A 22747-nucleotide genomic window follows, 5' to 3' on the forward strand; every position below is an offset into this window, starting at 1 on the left:
ACTCCTTGTGCGTGGGACAGCAGAAAGGGATACAGCGGGTTAGAACGTCACCCCGGACACCAGCACGATGTTGCAGTACGGCGAGCATTCGCCGGTACGAACAATCGCCCGCGCCTGTCGGCTCAGGACTTTGAATTGGTCATGGCTGAGCAGCTCGCGCGTGCCCAATGCGCCTTCGGTATTCAGTTGATCCAGGGTCGCCAGGGCCACCGGTTGCTTGCCGAGGATCTCCTGGGCGAGCACATGGCTCTCGACCTGCATTTCGCTGAGCACCACTTTCAAGGTGCTGACGAAATCCGGAATCCCGTGGGTCAGGGCCAGGTCGATCAGTTCGACGCCCGGCGGTACCGGCAGGCCGGCGTCGCCAATCACCACCATGTCGCCATGGCCCAGGGAGGCGATCAGCCGCGACAGCGCGACATTTAGCAAAGGTGTCTTTTTCATGGTGTCTTGAAGGCCTGTACGTCGGACAAGGTTGGAATGGAGGGCTGGGCACCGGCACGGGTCACGGACAGCGCCGCCGCGACCTGGCCGAAACGGATCGCCTCGGCCTCGGTTTTGCCTGACGCCAGCGCCGCGGCGAAACCGCCGACAAAGGTGTCACCCGCCGCCGTCGTATCCACCGCTTGCACCTTTGGCGCAGGGAAATGCGTGAAGCCTGTGCCGTCGGCAAACAACGAGCCTTGGGCACCGAGGGTGATGATCACCTTGCCTGCGCCCATGCCGATCAGCCGGGTGGCGGCGGTTTCGGCGGTTTCGAGGGAATCCACCGGCAACCCGCTCAGGGCCGACGCTTCGCTTTCGTTGGGGATCAGGTAGTCGATGGACGCATACCAATCCGCCGGCAGCGGACGACTGGCCGGCGCCGGGTTGAGAATCACGGTCTTGCCCAGTTCACGACCGCGCTTGAGCGCATGCCCGACCGTGGCATCCGGCACTTCCAGCTGACAGACGATCACGTCCGCCGCTTGCAATACCGCGTCGAAACGATCGATCACTTCAGGCGTCAGCGCGCCGTTGGCGCCGGCGACAATCACGATCGCGTTCTGGCTGTTGTCATCGACCACGATCAGGGCCACGCCGCTGGCGCCGTCGACGAGGCTGACGGCCTGACAATCGATCTGCTCGGCCAACAGCGCCCCGCGCAGTTCCTGGCCATAGGCATCAGTCCCGACACAGCCGACCATTGCCACTTGGGCACCCAGTCGCGCGGCGGCCACGGCCTGGTTCGCACCCTTGCCGCCGGAGACGGTAGAGAACGACTGGCCGATCAGCGTTTCACCGCCACGGGGCAGCCGTGGCGCCCGGGTCACCAGGTCCATGTTCAGGCTGCCTATTACCACTACTTTTGCTGGCATACGTCACTACTCATTAATTCGGTTTCTGCGGTGCTTTCAGCGGAATTCGGAGAACACACCGGCCAGCGGCGCAGTCGATTCCCGCAAGACAATGCTCGGGGTCACGATCCGTTGATCGGTGGCCAGGTCCGGCGTGGCAATCCGGCGCAACAACACTTCGGCGGCCATCTCACCCAGTTGCAGGATCGACTGGCCGACGGTGGTCAGCGCCGGGTAGACATAACGACTCATTTGAATGTCATCGAAGCCGATCACCGACAACTCGCTGGGCACTCGAATATTGCGCTCGGCGGCCGCTCGCAGCACACCGATACCGATCATGTCGTTACCGGCAAAAATCGCGCTGGGCGGATTCTTTTCCAGCAGGATCGCCGCAGCACTGTAGCCGCCGGTACTGGTGAAGTCGCTTTCCAGCATGCGCTCGCAAGGTACTTCGACGCCCGCCTCTTTCAACGCCCGGCAGTAACCGGCCAGACGCATCTGCGCCACGCTGGTATCCGCCGGCCCGCCGATGGTGGCGATGTCCCGGTGGCCCAGTTCCAGCAAGTGCCGGGTGGCCAGGTAGGCGCCGTATTCGTGGTCGATGCGCACCAGGTCGGCGTTCACCCCATCCAGCCCACGGTCGACAATCACCATTGGCGTGCGCACGCCGGCCAGGCCTTCGGCGAGCCCGGCATCGCCACCGGCCGAGGCCACGATCAAGCCGTCGATGCGTTTTTCCAGCAGCACCCTTAAATAGCTGCGCTGCTTGTCCGGGTTGTCGTCGGAGTTGCAGAGGATCACGCAGTAGCCATTACGCTCGCAATAATCCTCGATGCCCCGGGCCAGTTCGGCGAAGTACGGGTTGAGGCTGTTGGGCACCAGCAAACCGATGGTCGCCGTGGTTTTGGCTTTCAACGACCGCGCGACGGCGCTAGGCACGTAGTCGAGACTCTTGATCGCCGCCTCGACTTTCACCCGCACTTCTTCGCTGACTGGCCGCGTCTTGTTCACCACATGGGACACCGTGGTGTAGGAAATCCCGGCAAGTGCCGCCACATCCTTGATCGTTGCCATGAATCAGGTCCGCCGGCTTGCGCGCTGACTGCGATAAGTATCCAGGACCACCGCCACCACGATAACCGCACCGGTGATGATGCGTTTGGTCGGCTCGGTCGCGCCGATCTGCGCCAGGCCGGCTGCCAGTACGGAAATGATCAATACGCCGAAGAACGTGCTGATCACCGAGCCACGGCCGCCCATCAGGCTGGTGCCGCCGATCACCACGGCGGCGATCACTTGCAGCTCCAGGCCGGAACCGGCATTCGGGTCCGCGGCTTCCAGACGGGAAATCTGGAACAGCGCGGCGATACCGGCCAGCAGGCCCATCAGGCTGAATACCAGAATCTTGTAAGGCTTTGGATTGATCCCGGCCAGGCGCACCGCTTCTTCGTTAGTGCCGATGCCGATCAGGTAACGACCGAACACGGTCCGGGTCAACACGGCCTGGGCGACGATGATGATCACAAAGGCAATGATGAACGAGGGCGAAATACCGAAGGCAATCGGGTTGGACAGCCAGGCGAAAGCATCACCGATGTAAGCCGTGCGCGAGCCGGTCATCTGGTACGCCAGGCCGCGGGCCATTTCCAGCACGCCGAGGGACACGATGAACGACGGGATCCGCCAGGCCACGGTGATCGAACCGGTAATAGTCCCGGCCAACGCCGCCACCGCCATGCCGAGCAAAGCCGCCGGCAACACGCTCCAGCCCCAGCCGAGAATCGCCACGCTGACCGCCGACGCAGCAAGTGCCAGCACCGAACCGACCGACAGGTCGATGCCGCCGATGATCAGCACGAAGGTCATGCCAACCGCCAGCACCATCAAGTCGGGAATCTGGTTGGCCAGGGTACTGAAGGTGTCGTACGACAGAAAATGGCTGCTCAACACCGAGAACAGCGCGACCATCGCCAGCAAGGCACCGGCCAGGCCCAGGTAGGTGCCGAGGCCGTAAAAATTGCCACTACGTTTACCGGCAGACGTTGCAGTTTTCATGGAAGATCCCTAGGCGCTGCTTCGTTGAGCAACGCATTACGTTTTTGGTAGCCGGCAAAAGCGGCGGCAAGCAAATCATCCTGGGTCCAGCTGTCGCGCTCGAACGTGTCGATCAGACGCCCCGCCGACAACACGCCGATCCGGTCGCAAATCAGCATCAGTTCCCGCAGGTCACTGGACACCACCACCAGCGCTTTGCCCTGGCGCGTCAATTCGCCGAGCAAGGCATAGATGTCGAACTTGGCGCCGACGTCGATGCCCCGGGTCGGCTCGTCGAACAACATCACCGAACAATCGCGCTCCAGCCAACGGCCGATTACGACTTTCTGCTGGTTGCCGCCGGACAGCTCGGACACCAGTTGCGTCGGGCTGGAACTGCGGATGCGCATGGCGTCGATCTGCCGCTGGGCCAGCGCCATTTCATCACCATTGTTGACGACGCCCGCACTGGAAATCACCGGCATGTTGCCCAGGGCGATGTTGGCGCTGATCGATTGGGTCAGCAGCAGGCCTTCGCCTTTGCGGTCTTCCGTGATCAGCGCGATGCCGTGAGCGACCGCGTCAGCCGGGGAGCGAATGCTCACGACCTTGGCCGGCGACCCCAGCGCAACCGTGCCGCTGTCCGCCGTGTCGGCGCCGAAGATCAGGCGCAGCAACTCGGTACGCCCTGCCCCGATCAACCCGGAAATGCCGTAGATCTCGCCGGCACGGACTTCGAAAGACACGTCACGCACCTTGTCGGAACGGGTCAGCCCCTTGACCGTCAAGGCGGGCGCGCCGATCTTGCGCACGCCCATGTCCATGTGTTCGCCCAGTTCGCGACCGACCATCAGCGTGACCAGTTGCTCGCTGTTGTAGTTGGCCATCGGTTCGACGCAGACCAGGTTGCCGTCGCGCAGCACCGCAATGCGCTGGGCGACGCGCGCCAGTTCTTCGAGGCGGTGGGAAATGTAGATGATCGACACGCCACGGGCTTGCAGGCGCGTGATCTGTTCGAAAAGCATCTCGACCTCACGGGCCGTCAGCATCGCGGTCGGTTCGTCGAGGATCAGAACATGGCAGTCGCCGATCAGGTTGCGGGCGATCTCGACCATTTGCTGGTGCCCGATGCCCAGTTCGCCGACCAGGGTGTCCGGGTCAATCGCGTCGAGGCCGACCTGGGCCATCGCTTCGATCGCGGCTTTACGCAATTGCTTGCGGCTGATCCAGCCACCGTTGCTCGGCAGGTTATCGAGAAACAGGTTTTCCGCCACCGACAGGGTCGGCAACAGATTGAGCTCTTGCATGACCATGCGGATGCCCAGGTCTTCGGCCTGGGTGCGGCTGCCGGGGCGGTATTCCTGACCCTGGAATTGCATCTGGCCGGTGGTCGGCGTGACCAGCCCGCCAATGATCTTCGACAGGGTGCTTTTACCGGCGCCGTTCTCACCGGTCAGCGCCAGCACTTCGCCGCGCATCAGCGTCAGGTCGATGCCGGTCAGGACCGGTTGGGCATAGGTCTTACCGATACCGCTGACCGAGAGGACAGCGTTCGGGGCGGAAACTGACATAAAAACTCTCCATGCGCTCGCCCGGACGGGCGAGCGCCGTTGTGTCGCCAGAAGGACTACTTGGTGACCAGCTCTACCGGAGTTTCGATCACGCCGTTGGTGCCGCTGTCGACTTTCTCGCCCTTGATGATTTTCAGCGCTGTCTCGATACCGAACACGGCTTGCTTGGCGGCAAACTGGTCAGCGGTGGCCAGGACACGGCCATCCTTGAGCATCGGCTTGATGGCATTGATGTTGTCGTAGCCGACCACTTGCACTTTGCCCGCCTTGCCCGCTGCGCGAACGGCGGAAACGGCGCCGACGGCCATGCTGTCGTTACCGGCCAGCAGGGCTTTGACTTCCGGGTATTCGCTGAGGATCGAGGCGGCAACCTTGTTGCCTTTATCGATCTCCCAGTCCCCGGACTGCAGGGATACGACCTTGATATTCGCCGCTTCCATCGCGTCTTTAAAGCCCGCGGTACGCTGCTGGGCATTAGTGGTGGTGGACACGCCTTCGATGATGCCGACTTCGTCACCGGCCTTCAGTTGCTTGGCCAGGTATTCGCCCACCAGACGCGCGCCTTTGCGGTTGTCCGGGCCTACGAAGGGAACGGTGATGTTCTTGCTCTTGACCACGTCCGGGTCGAGTTGGTTGTCGATGTTGATCACGGTGATACCGGCGTCGACGGCTTTCTTGATCACCGGCACCATGGCCTTGGAGTCAGCCGGCGCGATGACCAGCGCATTGACCTTGGCCAGGATCATTTGCTCGACGATGCGCGTTTGGCCGGCGGTATCGGTTTCGTCCTTGATCCCGTTGGAGATCAGGTCGAAATCAGCAGTATGGTCTTTCTGATAGGCCTTGGCGCCGTCTTCCATGGTCAGGAAGAATTCGTTGGCCAGGGATTTCATGACCAGCGCGACTTTAGGTTTTTCAGTGTCGGCGAAAGCCGAAGAGAGGGGCAACGCGGCGGATGCGGCAGCCAGCATAGCGACAGCGAGAAGACGTCCAGCGAATGGCAGCTTCATGGGTTCACTCCGATCTTATGATTATTGTGAGCAACGCTTGCGCTGGCGCAGGCGACAGGGCAGTCAGAGTGGATCGAGCCATCATGACTGCCGCGCAAACGTTTGCGTAGACCGAACTATGCGAACCCTGCCAGGATTTGTCAACGATCAGAAACGACCATTTTGTGCCCTGGCCGGCAAAAACGAACTATAGCTTAAGCGGTGGTATTGACTACCGATCCGGTGCTGGCACCCTTGGCCAGTTCCTTGACCAGACTGGCGGCCACTTCCAGCAAGGCGCCGTTGGTGTCGGCAATCTGCCCTTGAATCGACATGAGCACGGTGGCCTTGGCTTCCGGTGTCGGATAGGACGCCGCCTGGGCCGCAGCCAATTGCTGCTGTTGCTCGCGCAGTTGCTGTTGCAGCTCTTGCATGCGCTTGAGCAGCATTTTCACCGCCAGACTCTGGTTGCTTTTTTCTTCGGCCGCCGCCTCGGTGCCGGAGCTTTTATCCAACCCCACCGGGCCGGTCTTGACGACCTTGCTGTCTTCTTCTTTTTTAGTGCCGAGCGCTTTGTCTGCCTCGGCCTGCGCGGCCTCGTTCAGCGCACGGATCGTCGCAGCGGATTTGCCACCAATGGTGACGCCTGCGGGGTTGGGAAGACCAACTGATAACGACATGTCCACTCCTGAAAGAAAGATCCCTTTAGAGAACCATCGACCAGCGCGGCATTTTCTTTAGCACGGATTCGACATTCAGCAAGGTAATCAAATCAGCAAAGATCGTAGGCCCTTTCGGAGAACCGAACGTAAATACTCAACGTATTCGGAAACCCGGACAGCAGCTTGTTGGACTTCACTGCCGTCCGCGTAAATACTGATATAAATCATCAACTTAAAGTTTTATCTCATTCACAGTAGCGCTGGTACAGATCCTGCTCCTTCTCGTGCACCCCAGGCGTTCAGATCCGCCGGGGGCGTATCTAGATGAACCTGCATCAGCACCGTCTCACTACTAGAGAGAAAATAATGAAATCTGCTTTCAACACCTTTATTCCGGGCGCTTTGGCCCTCCTGCTGCTCCTGCCCACCGCCCTTCAGGCAAAAGAAGCCGAAACCCAACAGAAACTGGCTAACGTCGTCGTCCTGGCCACCGGTGGCACCATTGCCGGCGCTGGCGCCAGCGCGGCCAACAGCGCCACCTACCAGGCGGCCAAGGTCGGTATCGAGCAACTGATCGCCGGCGTACCGGAACTCAGCCAACTGGCTAACGTGCGTGGCGAACAAGTCATGCAGATCGCCTCCGAAAGCATCACCAACGACAACCTGCTGCAACTGGGCCGCCGCGTGGCGGAACTGGCCGACAGCAAAGACGTCGATGGCATCGTCATCACCCACGGCACCGACACCCTGGAAGAAACCGCCTACTTCCTGAACCTGGTGGAAAAAACCGACAAGCCGATCATCGTGGTCGGCTCCATGCGTCCAGGCACCGCGATGTCGGCCGACGGCATGCTGAACCTGTACAACGCCGTGGCCGTGGCCAGCAGCAAAGAAGCACGCGGCAAAGGCGTACTGGTGACCATGAACGATGAAATCCAGTCCGGACGCGATGTCAGCAAAATGATCAACATCAAGACCGAGGCCTTCAAAAGTGCCTGGGGCCCGCTGGGCATGGTGGTCGAAGGCAAATCCTACTGGTTCCGCCTGCCGGCCAAGCGCCACACCATGGACTCGGAATTCGACATCAAGAACATCAAGAGCCTGCCTGACGTAGAAATCGCCTATTCCTACGGCAACGTCAGCGATACCGCCTACAAAGCCCTGGCCCAATCGGGCGCCAAAGCGATCATCCATGCCGGCACCGGCAACGGTTCGGTGTCTTCGCGCGTCGTTCCCACCTTGCAAGCCCTGCGCAAGGATGGCGTGCAAATCATCCGTTCGTCCCACGTCAACGCCGGCGGCTTCGTGCTGCGTAACGCTGAACAGCCTGACGACAAGTACGACTGGGTGGTGGCGCATGACTTGAACCCACAGAAAGCACGCATCCTGGCCATGGTCGCGCTGACCAAGACCAACGACAGCAAAGAGCTGCAACGGATGTTCTGGGAATACTGATCCACCCTCGCCCGACCGGTTCCGGTCGGGCACCGCTTGCGCCACTCGCCCAAATGGGTGAGTGGCTAGCGTCCAACAAAATAATCTCCAGCGTCCTACATCAAACGGAAAAAACCACTGTCAGAGGATTTTCTTGAAATTTAAGCAGTTGCGAAAATGCCTACAGTTAAATACTGTATGCACGTACAGCTTAATAAGGATAATTCCGTGGCCTCTCCCCCTGCCTCTCCTGACTCCTTTGAACGCATGGGTCTGCGCGTTCAAAAAATCATCAATTCCCAAAGTGCCCAGAAGGCCAAAGCGGCCTTGATCTTTCGCCTGCCCGACGAACCGGTGGACGAATGGGAACGCCTGCTCGAGGAAATCGACGAAAACGATAACGTCACCCTCGCCTATCGCGACGATGGCGGCGTGCAGATTTTCTGGGTTGTGCCGAAGGAAGATTGAGTCAATGAGCGTCCGTTGTTTAGCTTTGCTGCTTCTGTTCATCGCCACGGGCGCCCAGGCTGCCGCGCCCCGTACCTTCAACGAAGCCAAGAAGGTCGCCTGGAAACTTTACGCACCGCAATCCACCGAGTTTTATTGCGGCTGCAAATACACCGGCAACAAGGTGGACCTCGCCGCCTGCGGTTATGTGCCGCGCAAAAGTGCCAAGCGGGCCGCTCGCATTGAGTGGGAACACATTGTTCCGGCGTGGCAGATCGGCCATCAGCGTCAGTGCTGGCAGTCGGGCGGACGCAAGAACTGCACGCGTTACGATCCGGTTTATCAAAAGGCCGAGGCCGATTTGCACAACCTGGTGCCGAGCATCGGTGAGGTGAATGGCGACCGCAGCAACTTCAGTTTTGGCTGGCTGCCGGTGCAATCGGGTCAATACGGTTCGTGCCTGACCCAGGTCGACTTCAAGGCGAAGAAGGTCATGCCCCGCCCTTCGATTCGCGGGATGATCGCCCGGACGTATTTCTACATGAGCAAGCAGTACGGTTTGCGCTTGTCCAAACAGGATCGCCAATTGTATGAAGCCTGGAACAAGACCTACCCGGTGCAAACCTGGGAGCGTCAGCGCAATCAAAGCGTGGCGTGCGTGATGGGACGCGGCAACGAGTTTGTCGGCCCGGTGGACATGAAAGCCTGCAGTTGAACACATGCTGGAAACGCAAAGGCCTCGGGTTTTAAAACCCGAGGCCTTTGTTCGTTCTAACCGCCGACTTTGTTGTAGCGCCAGTAGCCCATCAGGTTGAGCGACTCACGGGGAATGCCGCGTTCCTTGATCAAGTACTTGCGCAGGCTCATCACCGCGACCGTCTCCCCGGCGATCCAGCCGTAGAAACCCTCACTGGCCGAGTCGGAGGTTTCCCAGAGGATGTCCCCGTCGACATCGACTGGCGCCAATTCCACTGTTTCGGATGCTTTGGAGGTCAATGTCGGCAGGTTTGCCCGCTGGACGGCCTCGACCATCAGCGACCCCGCGCCCGCGTGCCCCCGAATCAGCCATTCAACAGACAGCCCGGGCCAGTCCGGCACCGGCAAGGCATCTTCCCGGCTGTCGACTTCAAAGAAAGCCTGGGTCACCGGCGGCTCGGCCATGGCCGCCAGCTCATCGAGTATCCCGAGTGCTGCCGGCAACGCAGTTCCATCAGCGATCAGCAACACTTGCTTGAGTGCCTGAGGCGGCTTCCATTCGAAACCGCCCGCATCCTGCGCCGAAAAATGCCGATCCGGCGCGGTGATCTGGATCGAGGCGCCCGGCAGCGCACGGATGGCCCAACGGGACGCCGGGCCGGTTTCACCGTGCAACACGAAATCGATATCGACTTCGCCCTGCTCGGCACGTAAATGACGGATGGTGTAGGTGCGCATCGCCGGACGCTGGGCCACCGGCATTAAGCGGTAGCGGGCGTACCAGCCGTCGTCATGCGCCAGACTGGCGGGCGATCCGTCTTCTGCCGGAAAGAACAGCTTCACCCGTTGATCCGGTGCCCAGGTGGCCATTTCGGTGACCATCGGCCCGGCCAAGGTGACGCGCATCATGTGCGGGCTCAGAGTCTGCTTGCTCCGCAAGACCGCGTCGAACATTTTGTAAGGATGGGTGGAGGCCATAGGGGGAGCTCCTTCTGGGAATCGACAATGACTACGTATAGATACGAGTCACCGTGGACACCCTTTAGGATTCCCCGCTGAACGGCGCCTGAACAAATGCGCGGTTATTGCGCCGCCGGACGCTCGATGATCAGCGATTCGATGTTCATCTTTTTCGCCCGGGTCAGGGCCGCGTTCAAGTCGGCCTGGCGGGCCTCGGCCTCGGCTTTGGTAGCGAACGGACCGAGCAGGATCCGGTCCTTGCCGTTTTCCCGGACCACATTGGACACGAAGCTGTGCTCGATCAGCCAGCCGCTCAGGTCGCTGACCGCCTGGGTTGTTTCGCCGCGCACTTCGAGATCCCATTGCGGACCCGCTGCAACGGCCGGTGCCGTTACCGGTGCGGAAACAGTCGCGGATGGCGTCTTTTGAGCGCTCGCATCCTTGCCTTCACCACATCCTGCCAACGCCAATACTGCGATTACCAAGGCCATTTTGCGCACAACGCTTCCCTCTGAATGCCAAAAGCGCGGATTTTAGCATTCATGAATACTTCCCGAGTGCCGCAAAATGGGCATAAAACAACGAGAATCATGGTTGCGGCCTCTGTATAGTTACGCCTTGGGAATTAATGCAGCATCTGCGCGTCAGAAAGAGGCACCCAAACCGTGAGACTTCGCACTAATCTATAACTACACCGACCTCTGCACTGTCTGAATCAGGTGCCCTACAAAGCAATCAAGGAGAAGACCATGCTGATACTCACCCGCAAAGTCGGTGAAAGCATAAACATCGGTGATGACATCACTATCACCATTCTGGGCGTTAGCGGCCAGCAAGTCAGGATCGGCATCAACGCTCCGAAAGACGTTGCCGTGCATCGCGAAGAGATCTATCAACGCATTCAGGCTGGCCTGACCGCTCCAGACAAGCCGCAAACACCCTGAATCCTGTTGCAGTCAGCAGCCAGCCCGTTCGCTTCAGCGCAATGGCTGGCTAAAGATTCATGCTCGGTATTTTGTTGAACGCTCGTCCCTCAATCCTTCCCGCATTTCGTGAGGCCGATACTAACGGCTTCGGCTACGCCATGGCTGTCAGACTTTTCGCTTTAACCCCGACGAATCCGGCACTGCTACCCGAAGGTCACCGCCCGAGCCATGCCGGTGGCCGCAATCACCATCAGCATCAACAACAACGCTTCGACATGGCTGATGCGGGCGAACAGTTTCGCCCGCCCCAAATCAATTGCCGTGCCCCGCCCCAAGGCGATCCGCCACTTGATCAAGGTGATCATCGGCGCCAGCTCGAGCAGCAGGATAATCACGAACAGCGTCATCTTGAGGTGAAACAGCGGCTGATGCAGGTAATAGTCGGTGCCTTTTTCATACCCGCCAAACGCCCGCATCAAACCTGTGACCAGCAATATCCCCGCCGAAATCCCCCACACGTTATCGGCCACCAGCACGTTGCGGACCGGCGCCGTGCCTGCGGCCAGGCGGCTTAAAGCCGTGCCTCGGGTCAGCACGCCCCAGAGGCCCATGGCAAATGCCAAGAGGTGGATCGCCGCGAGAAACCAGTGAAACAACATAAGGAAGCTCCTGACAGGGAAATGGAAAAGGGCTTGTCAGTAGTAGCCCAAAACCTGGAGATCTGCCTGCCAGCGTCCCACAGAAAAAGAGGCCAATTCTGACCAGCATGCGCTGAGTCAAATGGGCCAGAATGGCGACTCGCCAAGGAAGGAACACATGGACCGATCAAACCTGCCGACGCTTGTCCTGCTGCCGGGAATGGATGGCACAGGTGAACTGTTCGAACCGTTCGTGTCAGCCCTCGGGCACGCCTGCGACGTCATTGTCGTGACCTACCCCAGCGACATCCCGCTGAGTTACGAGGAACTGCAAGCCCTTGCCAGGCAGTCGCTGCCCACCGACCGCCCGTTCGTGCTGCTCGGGGAATCCTTCTCGGGACCGATCGCCCTCGCCCTCACGGCTTTACGCCTGCCGCAGCAAGTCGGGCTGGTGCTCTGCTGCACGTTTGCCCGAAACCCGCGACCGCTGTTCAATCGTTTGAGCTGGCTGGTCAACCTCCTGCCGATTGGCGCCGTGCCTGCCGGGTGGTTCAGCCCACTGCTGCTCGGTCGATTCTCCACCCCGGCCTTGCGCATGGCCCTGAGCCGAGCGATCAATCAGGTCAGCCCCTCGGTAATGCGCGCACGACTGCGGTCGGTGCTCGGCGTCGATGTGTCGGCGCAGCTTGCCCACATCGAGGTGCCCACGGTGTATCTACGTGCCACCCGGGACCGCGTGGTGCCCGAGGCTGCCGCGCGGTGCATCGTGGAACAGAAGCCGCACGTGCAAGTGCTCGACGTCAACGCGCCGCACTGCCTGCTTCAGGCAGCACCCGATGAAGCGGCGAGCCTCGTCCTCGGGTTTCTGCAAGCGCGGCAAATCGGTTGAAGTCCCCGGTGCTTGCACATCCGGGCGTTGCTTCAGGCCGGGTTACCATTGGGAGGATCCTGGCGTCGGCGCAACCCCGAACGCTCGGCCAGCTCGCCCACCCTGTCGGCCCCGGAACGCGCCACATTGCCAAGCGCTGTCGTGCCGGAGTCGTAGGCTTCCCCGATGGCCGTCGTGCCAGAGGTGTAGGCATCACCAATCGCTGTGCCGGCCTCGGCCAAGCCTGCCTTGGCCGAGTCATAGGTGTCGCCGGCAAACTTGCCGGTGGCCTTCGCCCCGGTCTCAATGCCTTTCTGGGCACCGTCCGCCAGTTTCTGCGCCTTGGGTGGAATGTCTTCCTGAATCACCTTGACGCCTTTGTCCGTCGCTTTTCCGGCCAGCACACCCGCGGCACCGTAGGCGGCGAAGGTCAATGCCGAACCCGCGACGTTGACCGCATGGTCCGCTGCGGCAACGGCCCCCGCCGGCAACCCGTGACTGAGCGCCGCGGTCTTGGCCGCGTTTCGCGCCATGCTCGTCAACGCGAAACCGCCTGCCAACGCACCGCCATTAGTCAGGAGGTTGCCGCCTTCAAAAACCTTGCGCACAGAACTCAAGGTATCGGTCGCAACGTCCAGGGGAAATTTGGCGGCGCGTTTGGCGCCGTTGATGTATTGCCGGGAGGGACTGCAATCTCTCAGTTCAATGATTTGCTTTTCCCAGTCTTTACGCCCGAACAACTGCGCCCCACCGACCAGACCTGCGGCTTTTTGATGTTTATGCATGAGCATGGCATAGCCAGAGCCGGCAGCCATGCCGCCCAACGAACCAATGGCCGTATCTGCCGCCGCAGCAGCCTTGGGCCCGACCGTGGCATTGAGCGATGCCGCGACAGCCAGGCGCGCGACGTTACGCACGGTAAAGGTCTGCAGTGCCGTGGCGCTTTGCCCGGCCTGCTTGAGCGGATTGGCCTCGGTCTTGGTCTTCTGCGAGGCGGCCATGATGTCCTCAAGCTTGTCGGCCGGCGCCTTGAGCCACATCGAATCTTCGGTCGCCTTGGTCAGCAGCCCCGCGCCCACCACATCGGCCGCCCCCGACATGGCCCCGGCAATGAAACCGGTATAGCCCGGATTCCCGACAGCATCGGCCGTCACCCCGGGCACTTTGTCGAGCACCACGGTCACCACGCCGAACGGCAAGCCGCCCACGGCGCCCTGGGTCGGAACCGTCACCCGGTCCATGCGTTCGGCCTTGTCCAGCAACAGATCGACCGCGTTCGAGTCAATCCCCATTTCATGCAGCTTGTTGGCCCGCCCCTGCACCAATTCATCCATCTGAGCACCGTTTTCTTCGGTGCGGTCACCCCTGAACAGCTCGGTCATTTTTGCTTTCAGGTCTGTCAGGGCCTGTGGCTCGCCGTTGGTTATCGCCGTGGCAGCGCTGGCGGAAGTGGAGGCGCCGAGCGGCTGCATTTCGTGTTGAAGCAAAGGCTGCGTGCGGCTGGGAGATATCGAGTCCATGGTCAATCCTCGTGTGTGTTTTCAATAATCGGGCATCAGAAAAGAAGTCGATCAGTGCGCCTTGGGAATACCAAACTGCTCCAGGGTGGGATCGACGTTGTGGTCGAAATGCTTTTGCGCGGTGTGTTTCTTCACCGCCTCGATGATCGCAGCGATGCCGAAACCAATGCTCATGGCCGCGTCGATCACCCAACCGACGGGCCCGGCCGCCGCGCCGATGGCCGACGCCGCCGCCAGCCCCGCCGCCTCGCCCGCCACGGCCCCGGCGATCCGTCCACCGATGGAGCCAGCCATGCGACCGAGTCCGGCCGACGCTTCACGGCCGGCCAGCTTGCGCACCGCATCGACGCCATCCTTGGCCGACGAGAGGCCCTGCTTGGTGTTGTCGTAGGCATCCTTGACTTGTTGGGCCTTGTTTTTCGGGGCCACGGCATCGGAAACCGAACCGGACCGCCCTGCGCCGTCACCGGCGTTTTCCAGCAGCTCGCGACCTTTTTTCGATTGCTGCAACTGGCCGACGGTGGCGTCGACATAACTGGCCTGCTGCCCCTGGACGAAGCTCTGCGACAGCACCGCGTCATACGCGGCTTTTTGTGCATCACTGGTTTGCAGGGACTGGCCGGCGTCGGCCTTTTTCTGCCCCAACAATTGCTTGAGCGAGCCGCCTTCACTGAAGTTGTTGACGTAGGACTGTTGCAACTTGCCTTGGACGTCCGGCTGGTTGCCGATCACTTGCGCGGCCGTCGGCAGGTTGGCCCCGGGGCCGAGCAGGTCCTGCTGCATTTGCAGTTGCGCCGATAGCCCGCCAAGGGCGGTGCTGTAATCGGGATTGGCGTCTTTCTTTGCGCGCTTGTCGGCACTGTTCATGTCGTTGCGCAGGGCCTGGCCACTGACCACGTTTTGCAATTGGCTCTTCACCGCTTTTTCCAGGGACGGGTCGCTGGCCACCAGCGCGCGTTCCTGACTGGGAATGGCCTGGTTCATGTAGGCCTGCACGTCGGGATCGTCCTGCAACTGGCCGATCTTTTGCGCCAGGGCCTCTTCAGTCTTGCCGGTCTTGCGCAGATCAGAACCGGCCACCACGCTCTGCTGGGTCTGTTGCAACTTGACCATCACCGCGGCTTTCTGGGCGCCGGTGTAGTTCTCCGGTTGCTCGAACACCTCTTTCCCCAGTTTGCTGATGTCCGTGCCCGCGACGGCGTTCAGGGTCGCCGCGTCGCTGAGCATTCCGGCGAACTCGCCGCCATTGGTCGGGGCCTGGTTCTTGATCCAGTTGCTGATGTTCGCCGCGTCGAATTTCTGGTCCGGGCCATGGGTGGCCAGGTCCCGACCTTTGAGGCCGCCCTGATCGAGCATGTTCAGCAGGCCCGGTTGCGACCAGGTTTTCGACGCTTGCTTGAGCGGCCCGGCGAGCCCGGGGTTGTTGTCCTGCAAGGCTTTCAAACCCTCGGCGTCCATGTACTGATCGACTTTGGTCTCGCCCTCCGCGCCCGCCGCATGCTTGGGGCTGGCGGCGTTGGCCAGCGGGCCGTTGGCTTGCAGCAATGAGGCCGAGCGCACCATCTGCAACGACTGGGGATCCGCATTGGGGTGGTCTTTCTGATAATTCGCCAGGCCTTTGTCGGCGTTATCCGCCGCGCCTTGCATCTTCTTGGCAAACGCCTTGAGGTCACCGTCGGTGATTTTGCCGTCGGCCTTGCCACCGTGCTTGCCGGTATCTACGGCGGTTTTCAGCGCCGGATTGTCATTGATGAACTTCATCGCCTTGGCCGCGTCCGGGCCTTTTTCCGTGGCCATCATTGCGGCGGCGATGGGTCGATTGAGTTCCTTGGCCGCCTGTTCCCGTTGCTCCGGCGGCAGGTCCGCCACCAGCGGAGCCCAGCGTTCGAGTTCCTTGGGTGAGGAGTATTTCGAGTCGTCGAGCAACTGCGCTTCGGGACTGGTCGTCGCCGCCGGGTCGGAAGCTGTGGCATCGCTTGTTGCCGTGGCGCTGGCCGTGCGGGTCGCGGGCGTGACATCAGTGAGCGGCCGTGCGGGCGTGGTGCGTTCATCGCCGCCGAGCAAACGCTTCATCACCAGCCCCAACAGGTTCGGCGATGGGGCGTCTTGGGCCGGGCTGGCCAGAGTCTGGGACCCGGCCTGTTGACCGAACTGCACACCGCCACCCGGCGCGGAAAAGGCACTGGGTCTGGCATTCTCCGCCGCGGGCCGCAACGGCCTGTCGCCGCCCAACGAGGGAGAGCCAGTGCCAGGTAACGGTGTGTTGGAAATGCGCATGAGAGGTCGCCATTTTCAGTCGGACAGTGCCGATGTGTGGCATGACCGGCGCAAACGGTTCCAATCTGCGCGCAATGAAATCCCCCGACGCTCAAAAAACACAGGGCACGCTGCGCTTGAGTTGCTCCCGCGCCCGGGACAGCCGCGAGCGCACGGTGCCGATGGGCACGCCCAGGCTCGACGCGGTGTCTTGATAGTTGCCGTCCATTTCCAGGCTGACCCGCAGCACTTGTTGCATGGTCATCGGCAAGGTGCCAATCGCGCGGACCACCCGCGCCAGTTGCCGGTGATCATGCACCTGGGCGCCGATGTCGCTGCCATCGCTGACTTCCTGCTCCTCGCGGTCCTCCCAGCTTTCCTGGAACGGCTGTTTGTACAGTTTGCGAAAGTGGCTGCGGATCAGGTTCAAGGCGATGCCGCACAACCAGGTTTGCGGCTGGGAGTCGTAACGAAACTTATGCTCGTTGCGCAGTGCTTCGAGGAACGTGCCCTGGAGGATGTCCTCCACATCGTCGAGGTTCATCACCCGTTTCTTGATGAAGATTCTTAGCTTGTGCACCTGCTCGGTACTGAGCTGGCGGAGGCCGGAAACAGGTGCTGGACAGGTCATCGAATTGCTGGAAAGCATCGCTATAAACCATTTCAGGATATGTCCCAGAGCTATAGCGATATGTATGCCAATTGATACATCTTCATAACCACATGATTTTTAACGATTTTAAAAACTGTTGCGGATGATGTCTGTGCAAGTTCTTGCACAAGCCGATTGGATCCAATACCGCAACTGGCACACCGGCCCTGTTTGCCATCGCAATGGAACCGGATGGCCAGGACCGGCCACTCACTGCGCATATCCCTGACAGACATGCGCCATGAAGATCGCGGCTCCGAACATTCCACATGTCCAGCAACCGACCCCGGCGACGCCTGTCCGGTCGGCGGCGCTGCTTGCCCAGAGCACGCCGCCGACCAATCAAGGCACCGCCACGCAGCAGGTCACGCGATTCGCCTCGGCGCTGATTCAGCAAAGCCGCACGCTGAGCCAACGCGACCTGATGGCCAGTACCAACGCACTGCAATCCAAGGCCGTGAAGCTGGGCGAGCTGTATCAGTTGTTGATGGGCAGCCAGGACAAGGGCCTCGACAGCGCCGCGCGGGAACTGCGCAAGCAGCTCAAAAACCAGACCCCGAGCCTTGCGCAAGTTTTGGCATTGAGTGGCGACGACGCGGCCAAGGCCCATGTGATGCTCCAGGCGGCCTCGCGCCAGGCCTATAACGAAGGGGCCAGCGGTGAACATGTCAGCCTCAATCAGCAACTCAAATTGCTGCGGCGCGAACACGGCAATAAGGCCCAGGCCGGGATCAACACCGCCCGGGCGTTTGCCAAGTCCAGCCTCAACCCGCGACGCCGGCAAACCCTGCGCGATTTGTACTATTCAGGGGTGGTCGGCCAGCAAAGCATCTCCGGGCTGATCGACACCCTGCTCGGCCAGGACGAAGGCGAACGCCAATTCGCCCCGACCCTGCGCGACCTGCGCGGCGCCATCGCCGATGACCTGGCGGCCCTCAGCCCGTCGAGCACCCAGCAGCAGTTGCGCAATCTTATGCACGGCCTGAACACGGCCCGGCATGTCGCGACCCTGTTGCAAACCAGCGAACACTTGCTGGGCCGCATGCGCGGCAAGAACCCCGCGCTGCAATTGAATGCGCCGACGTTCCTCAAGCACCTGCTGACGCTCTCGGGCAAAGGCATGAACCTGCACGAAACCCTGCAACTGACGCAATTTGTCGGCGGCAAACACCTCAAGCACCAACTGGCCTTTCTCAACGGTCTGCGCCCGATGCTGCAGCAGTTGCCCATTCTGTTATGGCGCGACCTCAAGGCCCGCCAGACCGCCCTGGGCAACTTGCTGACGCTGATGGCGGAGCTCACCCGTCAAGAGCAAAACCCGACCCAGGGGAACACTGCCTGATGCAATGGATTATCAACGCGCTCAATCAGATCGCCCTGGCGGCCATGCGGCGCTCGGAGATCGTGGGCGCGTTTGTCGTGCTCGCCATCGTGTTCATGATGATTACCCCGCTGCCCACCTGGCTGGTGGACATCCTGATCGCCATCAACATCTGCATTTCCTGCCTGCTGATCATGCTGGCCATGCACTTGCCGCGTCCGCTGGCGTTCTCGACCTTCCCCTCGGTGTTGCTGATCACCACGATGTTTCGCCTGGCGCTGTCGATTTCCACCACGCGCCTGATCCTGCTGGACCAGGACGCCGGGCACATCGTCGAGGCGTTCGGGCAGTTCGTGGTCGGCGGCAACCTGGCGGTGGGCATGGTGATTTTCATGATCCTCACCGTGGTCAATTTCCTGGTGATCACCAAGGGCTCGGAACGGGTGGCGGAAGTCGGCGCGCGGTTCACCCTCGACGCCATGCCCGGCAAGCAGATGTCCATCGACAGCGACTTGCGCGCCAACCTGATCAGCGTCCACGAAGCCCGGCGCCGACGCTCGGAACTGGGCAAGGAAAGCCAGTTGTTCGGGGCCATGGACGGGGCGATGAAATTCGTCAACGGCGATGCCATCGCCAGCCTGATCATCGTCGCGATCAACATGATCGGCGGGATCGCCATCGGCGTGATCCAGCACGGCATGACCGCAGGTGACGCGGTGCAGCTGTACACCGTGCTGACCATTGGCGACGGCTTGATCGCGCAGATTCCGGCGCTGCTGATTTCCGTGACCTCGGGGATGATCATCACCCGGGTGTCCAACGACAACCCAGGGGTGGAAGCCAACATCGGCCGCGAGATCGCCGAGCAGATCACCAGCCAGCCCAAAGCCTGGATCATTGCCTCGGTGGCGATGCTCGGTTTCGCGGCGATGCCGGGGATGCCGACGGCGGTGTTTATCGTCATCGCGATCATTTGCAGCCTGGGCGGTGTGTTGCAAATGCAACGGGCCAAACCCAAGTCGAGCCAGGACCAACCGGTCGCCGTGGCGCCGGAGGACAACGGCAACGAAGACCTGCGCACCTTTACCCCGAGCCGGCAGTTCTTGTTGCAATTCCACCCCCAGCAGAACCGGGCGCAGATTGAAGCGCTGGTCAGCGAAATCCGCCAGCGGCGCAATCGCCTGGTGGTGCATTACGGCCTGACCCTGCCCTCGTTCATCATCGAAACCGCCGAGCACCTGGCGCCGGACGAATTCCGTTTTTCGGTGTATGAAGTGCCGATGCTCAAGGCCACGTTCAACCAGACCCACGTCGCCATCGACGTCGATACCCTGGACGCCGGGCAGTACGAGCAAGCGGTGGCCGGCAGTCTCGACCGCCAGGAAAGCCAATGGCTATGGTTGCCAGCCGACGCCGCGCAGTTGCAGGACAACCCGGTGGAAACCATCAGCGCCGGCACCCTGATTGTCGAGCGTATGGAGCGCGCCTTGCAGGCCTGCGGGCCGCAGTTCATCGGGTTGCAGGAAACCAAGGCGATCCTCGGCTGGCTCGAATCCGAGCAACCGGAACTCGCCCAGGAAATGCAACGGGTGCTGCCGCTGGCGCGCTTCTCCTCGGTGCTGCAACGCCTGGCGTCCGAATGCGTGCCGTTGCGGGCGATCCGGGTGATTGCCGAAACCCTGATCGAACACGGTCAGCACGAACGCGACATCACCGCCCTCACCGACTACGTGCGTATCGCCCTCAAATCGTTGATCTACAACCAGTACTGCGGCGCCAACGGTTTGCTGGTGTGGCTGCTGACCCCGGAAAGCGAAGGCATCCTGCGCGACAGCCTGCGCCAGACCCAGACCGAAACCTTCTTTGCCTTGAGCAACGGCTCGAGCCTGCAACTGGTGCAGCAATTGCGCATCGCCTTCCCCCTGCGCACCGCCGAACGCGCCGTGCTGCTGGTCGCCCAGGACTTGCGCAGCCCGTTGCGCACCTTGTTGCAGGATGAATTCCACCACGTGCCGGTGCTGTCCTTCGCCGAGATCAGCAACGTCGCCGAAGTGAAAGTGATGGGCCGTTTCGATCTCGACGATGAGCAGCAAGCTTTGGAGGACGACTATGCGGCCTGATGCCTGGAGACTGTCGTGATGTTTGAGCTGCGGGTATTGAGTGGCCTGCACCAGGGCGCCGCGTTGCCGTTGATTGGCGAGCAGTGGCTGATCGGTGCCGATGCCGAGCACGATCTGGCGCTGTACGACCCGGGCGTCGCCGCCCTGCATTGTCGGCTGACACGCACCGAGGACGGCTGGCAGTTGAAGGCCGAAGACAGCCTGATCAACGACGAAGAAGGCCATGCGCGCACAGTGACCGAACTGGCTCCGAACCAGACCTTCGCCCTGGGCAATGTCTGGTTGTGCCTGTCGGCGGCCGAACAGGATTGGCCGTTGGTGCCCGTGGTCGCACCGAGCGAAAACCCTCAGGACAGCGCCGAACAATCGCCGCCGCTGGTGAACGTTTCGGGACGCTCGACACGCTTCGACCGCATCGGCGCGGTGATCGTCGGCGTGCTGGTGGGCATCATGGGCAGCGCCTGGGGCTTGAGCCGCAGCACCAGCCCACCGAGCGAGGCCATCGCCGCGCCCGTGGCCGCCATCGCCGCGCCCGCCCCGGCGAAAACCACCGCAGCGGCGTCGCCGTCGAAGGTGAAACTGGCCAGCCGCGACGCCGTCCGGCGCCAGCTCAACGCACTGCTCAGCGACCGCCTGTTGACCGACGTCAGCGTCGAAGACAGCGGCGAAGGCCTGGCCCTCAAGGGTGGCCTCAAAGACGATGCGCTGCTGGTTTATCAACGCATGCTGCAACGCTTCAACGAACGCTACGAACTGCCGGTACCGCTGCTCGACGAGGTCGCCACGGCGGGTGTCGGCCTGCCGTTCGTGATCGTGCAGATCATCAGCGGCACCAACGCCCACCTGGTCACCAGCGAGGGCCAGCGCCTGTACATCGGCGATGTGCTGAACGGTTTGCGCCTGAGCCGGATCGACGAGCAACGCATCGAATTCGATGGCGAGCGGCACGTCGAGGTGCGCTGGTGAGCACCGCCCTGGCGCAATGGACCCGCGAGCAAACCACGCGGCTGTCGAACTGTTCGGCGGTGCGCATCAGTGGCCGGGTGTCGGCGGTCAACGGCATCTTGCTCGAATGCCAGGTGCCCGCCGCAAAGATTGGTGACTTGTGCGAAGTGAGCAAGGCCGATGGCAACAGCATGCTCGCCGAGATTGTCGGCTTCACCCCGCAATGCACCTTGCTCAGCGCCCTCGGCACGCCGGACGGGATCCAGGTCGGCGCACGCATTCGGCCGCTGGGCATGGCCCACCGCATTGGCGTCGATGACAGTTTGCTCGGCCGCGTGCTCGACGGTTTCGGCCGGCCACTGCTGGGGGATGGCGACGGCGCGTTTGCCGGGCCGTATGACCGGCGCACCACCACCCCGGTGATCGCTGACGCCTTGCCACCGATGCAAAAACCGCGGATCAGCACGGCGCTGCCCACCGGTATCCGCGCCATCGATAGCGCCATCCTGCTCGGTGAAGGGCAACGGGTCGGGTTGTTCGCCGGGGCCGGCTGCGGCAAGACCACGTTGCTGGCGGAGATGGCGCGCAACATGGATTGCGATGTGATCGTGTTCGGTTTGATCGGTGAGCGCGGGCGCGAGCTGCGCGAATTCCTCGACCATGAACTGGACGACACCCTGCGCCAGCGCTCGGTGCTGATCTGCGCCACGTCCGACCGCTCCAGCATGGAACGCGCCCGCGCGGCGTTCACCGCCACCGCCATCGCCGAGGCGTTTCGCAAACGCGGCATGAAAGTCTTGCTGCTGATCGACTCCCTGACCCGGTTTGCCCGGGCCCAGCGCGAAATCGGCCTCGCCGCTGGCGAACCGTTGGGCCGTGGGGGTTTGCCACCGTCGGTGTACACCTTGCTGCCGCAACTGGTGGAGCGCGCCGGCATGAGCGAAAACGGCTCGATCACGGCGATCTACACGGTGCTGATCGAACAGGATTCGATGAACGATCCGGTGGCCGACGAAGTGCGCTCGTTGCTCGACGGCCATATCGTACTCTCGCGCAAACTTGCCGAGCGCGGGCATTACCCGGCCATCGATGTGCCGGCCAGCATCAGCCGGATCCTCAGCAACGTCACCGGCCGCGAACACCAGCAAGCCAACAATCGCCTGCGCCGGTTGATGGCGTCCTATCGGCAAGTGGAGATGCTGCTGCGCCTGGGGGAATACCAGCCCGGGTCCGACCCGGTGACCGATTGCGCGGTGCAACTCAACGACGCCATCAACGACTTTCTACGCCAGGACCTGCGTGAACCGGTGCCGCTGGAAACCACCCTTGAGCAGCTCATGCACATCACCTCGCAGTTGCCGGGTTGAG

General features: G+C 61.6%; 22 protein-coding genes. 9 read left to right on the plus strand and 13 right to left on the minus strand.

Annotated features, from left to right (window positions below; translation table 11 throughout):
• Positions 1-39 precede the first annotated feature (39 nt).
• From rbsD to ACZ89E_RS11560, 7 genes are all read right to left on the minus strand, one after another.
• The gene (gene rbsD / locus ACZ89E_RS11530; protein WP_476255677.1) at positions 40-444 is read right to left on the minus strand and encodes a D-ribose pyranase; all 405 of its coding nucleotides are present in this window, start codon (positions 442-444) and stop codon (positions 40-42) included.
• A complete protein-coding gene (rbsK, locus tag ACZ89E_RS11535) occupies positions 441-1358 on the minus strand; it encodes a ribokinase (RefSeq protein WP_476255678.1) in 918 nt (305 codons plus the stop codon). Before rbsK ends, rbsD begins: the two co-directional genes overlap by 4 nt.
• Positions 1359-1394: 36 nt before the next feature.
• Positions 1395-2414, minus strand: a complete 1020-nt coding sequence (locus ACZ89E_RS11540; RefSeq protein WP_476255679.1) for a LacI family DNA-binding transcriptional regulator — start codon at positions 2412-2414, stop codon at positions 1395-1397.
• A gap of 3 nt (positions 2415-2417) precedes the next feature.
• Positions 2418-3395 carry an ABC transporter permease gene (locus tag ACZ89E_RS11545; protein WP_123599265.1) on the minus strand — a complete coding sequence of 326 codons (978 nt, stop codon included), beginning with the start codon at positions 3393-3395 and terminating at the stop codon, positions 2418-2420.
• Complete coding sequence (locus tag ACZ89E_RS11550) at positions 3392-4945, minus strand: sugar ABC transporter ATP-binding protein (protein ID WP_476255680.1); 1554 nt, start codon at positions 4943-4945, stop codon at positions 3392-3394. Before ACZ89E_RS11550 ends, ACZ89E_RS11545 begins: the two co-directional genes overlap by 4 nt.
• A gap of 56 nt (positions 4946-5001) precedes the next feature.
• Complete coding sequence (locus ACZ89E_RS11555; protein WP_476255681.1) at positions 5002-5955, minus strand: substrate-binding domain-containing protein; 954 nt, start codon at positions 5953-5955, stop codon at positions 5002-5004.
• Positions 5956-6149: 194 nt separating this feature from the next.
• On the minus strand, positions 6150-6614 hold the full coding sequence (locus ACZ89E_RS11560) for a hypothetical protein (protein WP_133836994.1): 465 nt from the start codon (positions 6612-6614) through the stop codon (positions 6150-6152).
• A gap of 348 nt (positions 6615-6962) precedes the next feature.
• Between ACZ89E_RS11560 and ACZ89E_RS11565 the strand changes: the two genes are divergently transcribed.
• The 3 genes from ACZ89E_RS11565 to ACZ89E_RS11575 all read left to right on the plus strand — a co-directional run bounded on the left by ACZ89E_RS11565 (position 6963) and on the right by ACZ89E_RS11575 (position 9192).
• Positions 6963-8051, plus strand: a complete 1089-nt coding sequence (locus ACZ89E_RS11565; RefSeq protein WP_149658836.1) for an asparaginase — start codon at positions 6963-6965, stop codon at positions 8049-8051.
• A 177-nt stretch (positions 8052-8228) separates the two neighbouring features.
• The gene (locus tag ACZ89E_RS11570; RefSeq protein WP_476257043.1) at positions 8229-8498 is read left to right on the plus strand and encodes a DUF1654 domain-containing protein; all 270 of its coding nucleotides are present in this window, start codon (positions 8229-8231) and stop codon (positions 8496-8498) included.
• Positions 8499-8502: 4 nt separating this feature from the next.
• Positions 8503-9192: an endonuclease gene (locus ACZ89E_RS11575; RefSeq protein WP_149658838.1), complete on the plus strand. Its 690-nt coding sequence runs from the start codon at positions 8503-8505 to the stop codon at positions 9190-9192.
• A 56-nt stretch (positions 9193-9248) separates the two neighbouring features.
• Here ACZ89E_RS11575 and ACZ89E_RS11580 read toward each other — a convergent pair whose 3' ends face one another.
• Both ACZ89E_RS11580 and ACZ89E_RS11585 read right to left on the minus strand, forming a co-directional pair.
• A complete protein-coding gene (locus tag ACZ89E_RS11580) occupies positions 9249-10151 on the minus strand; it encodes a siderophore-interacting protein (RefSeq protein ID WP_476255682.1) in 903 nt (300 codons plus the stop codon).
• Positions 10152-10255: 104 nt separating this feature from the next.
• Entirely contained in the window at positions 10256-10633 is a 378-nt protein-coding gene (locus ACZ89E_RS11585) for an SPOR domain-containing protein (RefSeq protein ID WP_133836989.1), read from the minus strand.
• Positions 10634-10882: 249 nt separating this feature from the next.
• Between ACZ89E_RS11585 and csrA the strand changes: the two genes are divergently transcribed.
• On the plus strand, positions 10883-11077 hold the full coding sequence (csrA, locus tag ACZ89E_RS11590) for a carbon storage regulator CsrA (RefSeq protein ID WP_007938114.1): 195 nt from the start codon (positions 10883-10885) through the stop codon (positions 11075-11077).
• A 185-nt stretch (positions 11078-11262) separates the two neighbouring features.
• Here csrA and ACZ89E_RS11595 read toward each other — a convergent pair whose 3' ends face one another.
• On the minus strand, positions 11263-11718 hold the full coding sequence (locus tag ACZ89E_RS11595) for a DUF2214 family protein (protein ID WP_149658841.1): 456 nt from the start codon (positions 11716-11718) through the stop codon (positions 11263-11265).
• Between the two features lie 157 nt (positions 11719-11875).
• Between ACZ89E_RS11595 and ACZ89E_RS11600 the strand changes: the two genes are divergently transcribed.
• Positions 11876-12586, plus strand: coding sequence for an alpha/beta fold hydrolase (locus ACZ89E_RS11600; protein WP_476255683.1), 711 nt, complete (start codon positions 11876-11878; stop codon positions 12584-12586).
• A gap of 32 nt (positions 12587-12618) precedes the next feature.
• Here ACZ89E_RS11600 and ACZ89E_RS11605 read toward each other — a convergent pair whose 3' ends face one another.
• From ACZ89E_RS11605 to ACZ89E_RS11615, 3 genes are all read right to left on the minus strand, one after another.
• Positions 12619-14085, minus strand: a complete 1467-nt coding sequence (locus tag ACZ89E_RS11605; protein ID WP_476255684.1) for a hypothetical protein — start codon at positions 14083-14085, stop codon at positions 12619-12621.
• Positions 14086-14136: 51 nt separating this feature from the next.
• The gene (locus tag ACZ89E_RS11610; protein WP_476255685.1) at positions 14137-16362 is read right to left on the minus strand and encodes a type III effector HrpK domain-containing protein; all 2226 of its coding nucleotides are present in this window, start codon (positions 16360-16362) and stop codon (positions 14137-14139) included.
• 91 nt (positions 16363-16453) lie between these two features.
• Positions 16454-16990 (minus strand): RNA polymerase sigma factor, encoded by a 537-nt coding sequence (locus ACZ89E_RS11615; RefSeq protein ID WP_149658845.1) that lies wholly within the window; start codon positions 16988-16990, stop codon positions 16454-16456.
• A gap of 244 nt (positions 16991-17234) precedes the next feature.
• On the opposite strand from ACZ89E_RS11615, the gene sctW reads away from it, so the two are divergent.
• From sctW to ACZ89E_RS11635, 4 genes are read left to right on the plus strand one after another with little or no spacing between them, the layout of a single operon-like run.
• A complete protein-coding gene (sctW, locus tag ACZ89E_RS11620; protein WP_463260095.1) occupies positions 17235-18335 on the plus strand; it encodes a type III secretion system gatekeeper subunit SctW in 1101 nt (366 codons plus the stop codon).
• A complete protein-coding gene (sctV, locus tag ACZ89E_RS11625) occupies positions 18335-20434 on the plus strand; it encodes a type III secretion system export apparatus subunit SctV (protein ID WP_476255686.1) in 2100 nt (699 codons plus the stop codon). Before sctW ends, sctV begins: the two co-directional genes overlap by 1 nt.
• 18 nt (positions 20435-20452) lie before the next feature.
• Positions 20453-21400, plus strand: a complete 948-nt coding sequence (locus tag ACZ89E_RS11630) for an FHA domain-containing protein (protein ID WP_476257044.1) — start codon at positions 20453-20455, stop codon at positions 21398-21400.
• A complete protein-coding gene (locus ACZ89E_RS11635; protein WP_476255687.1) occupies positions 21397-22746 on the plus strand; it encodes a FliI/YscN family ATPase in 1350 nt (449 codons plus the stop codon). The genes ACZ89E_RS11630 and ACZ89E_RS11635 overlap by 4 nt, the downstream gene beginning before the upstream one ends.
• Position 22747 lies beyond the last annotated feature (1 nt).

The organism is Pseudomonas sp. TE3899, assembly GCF_056279105.1.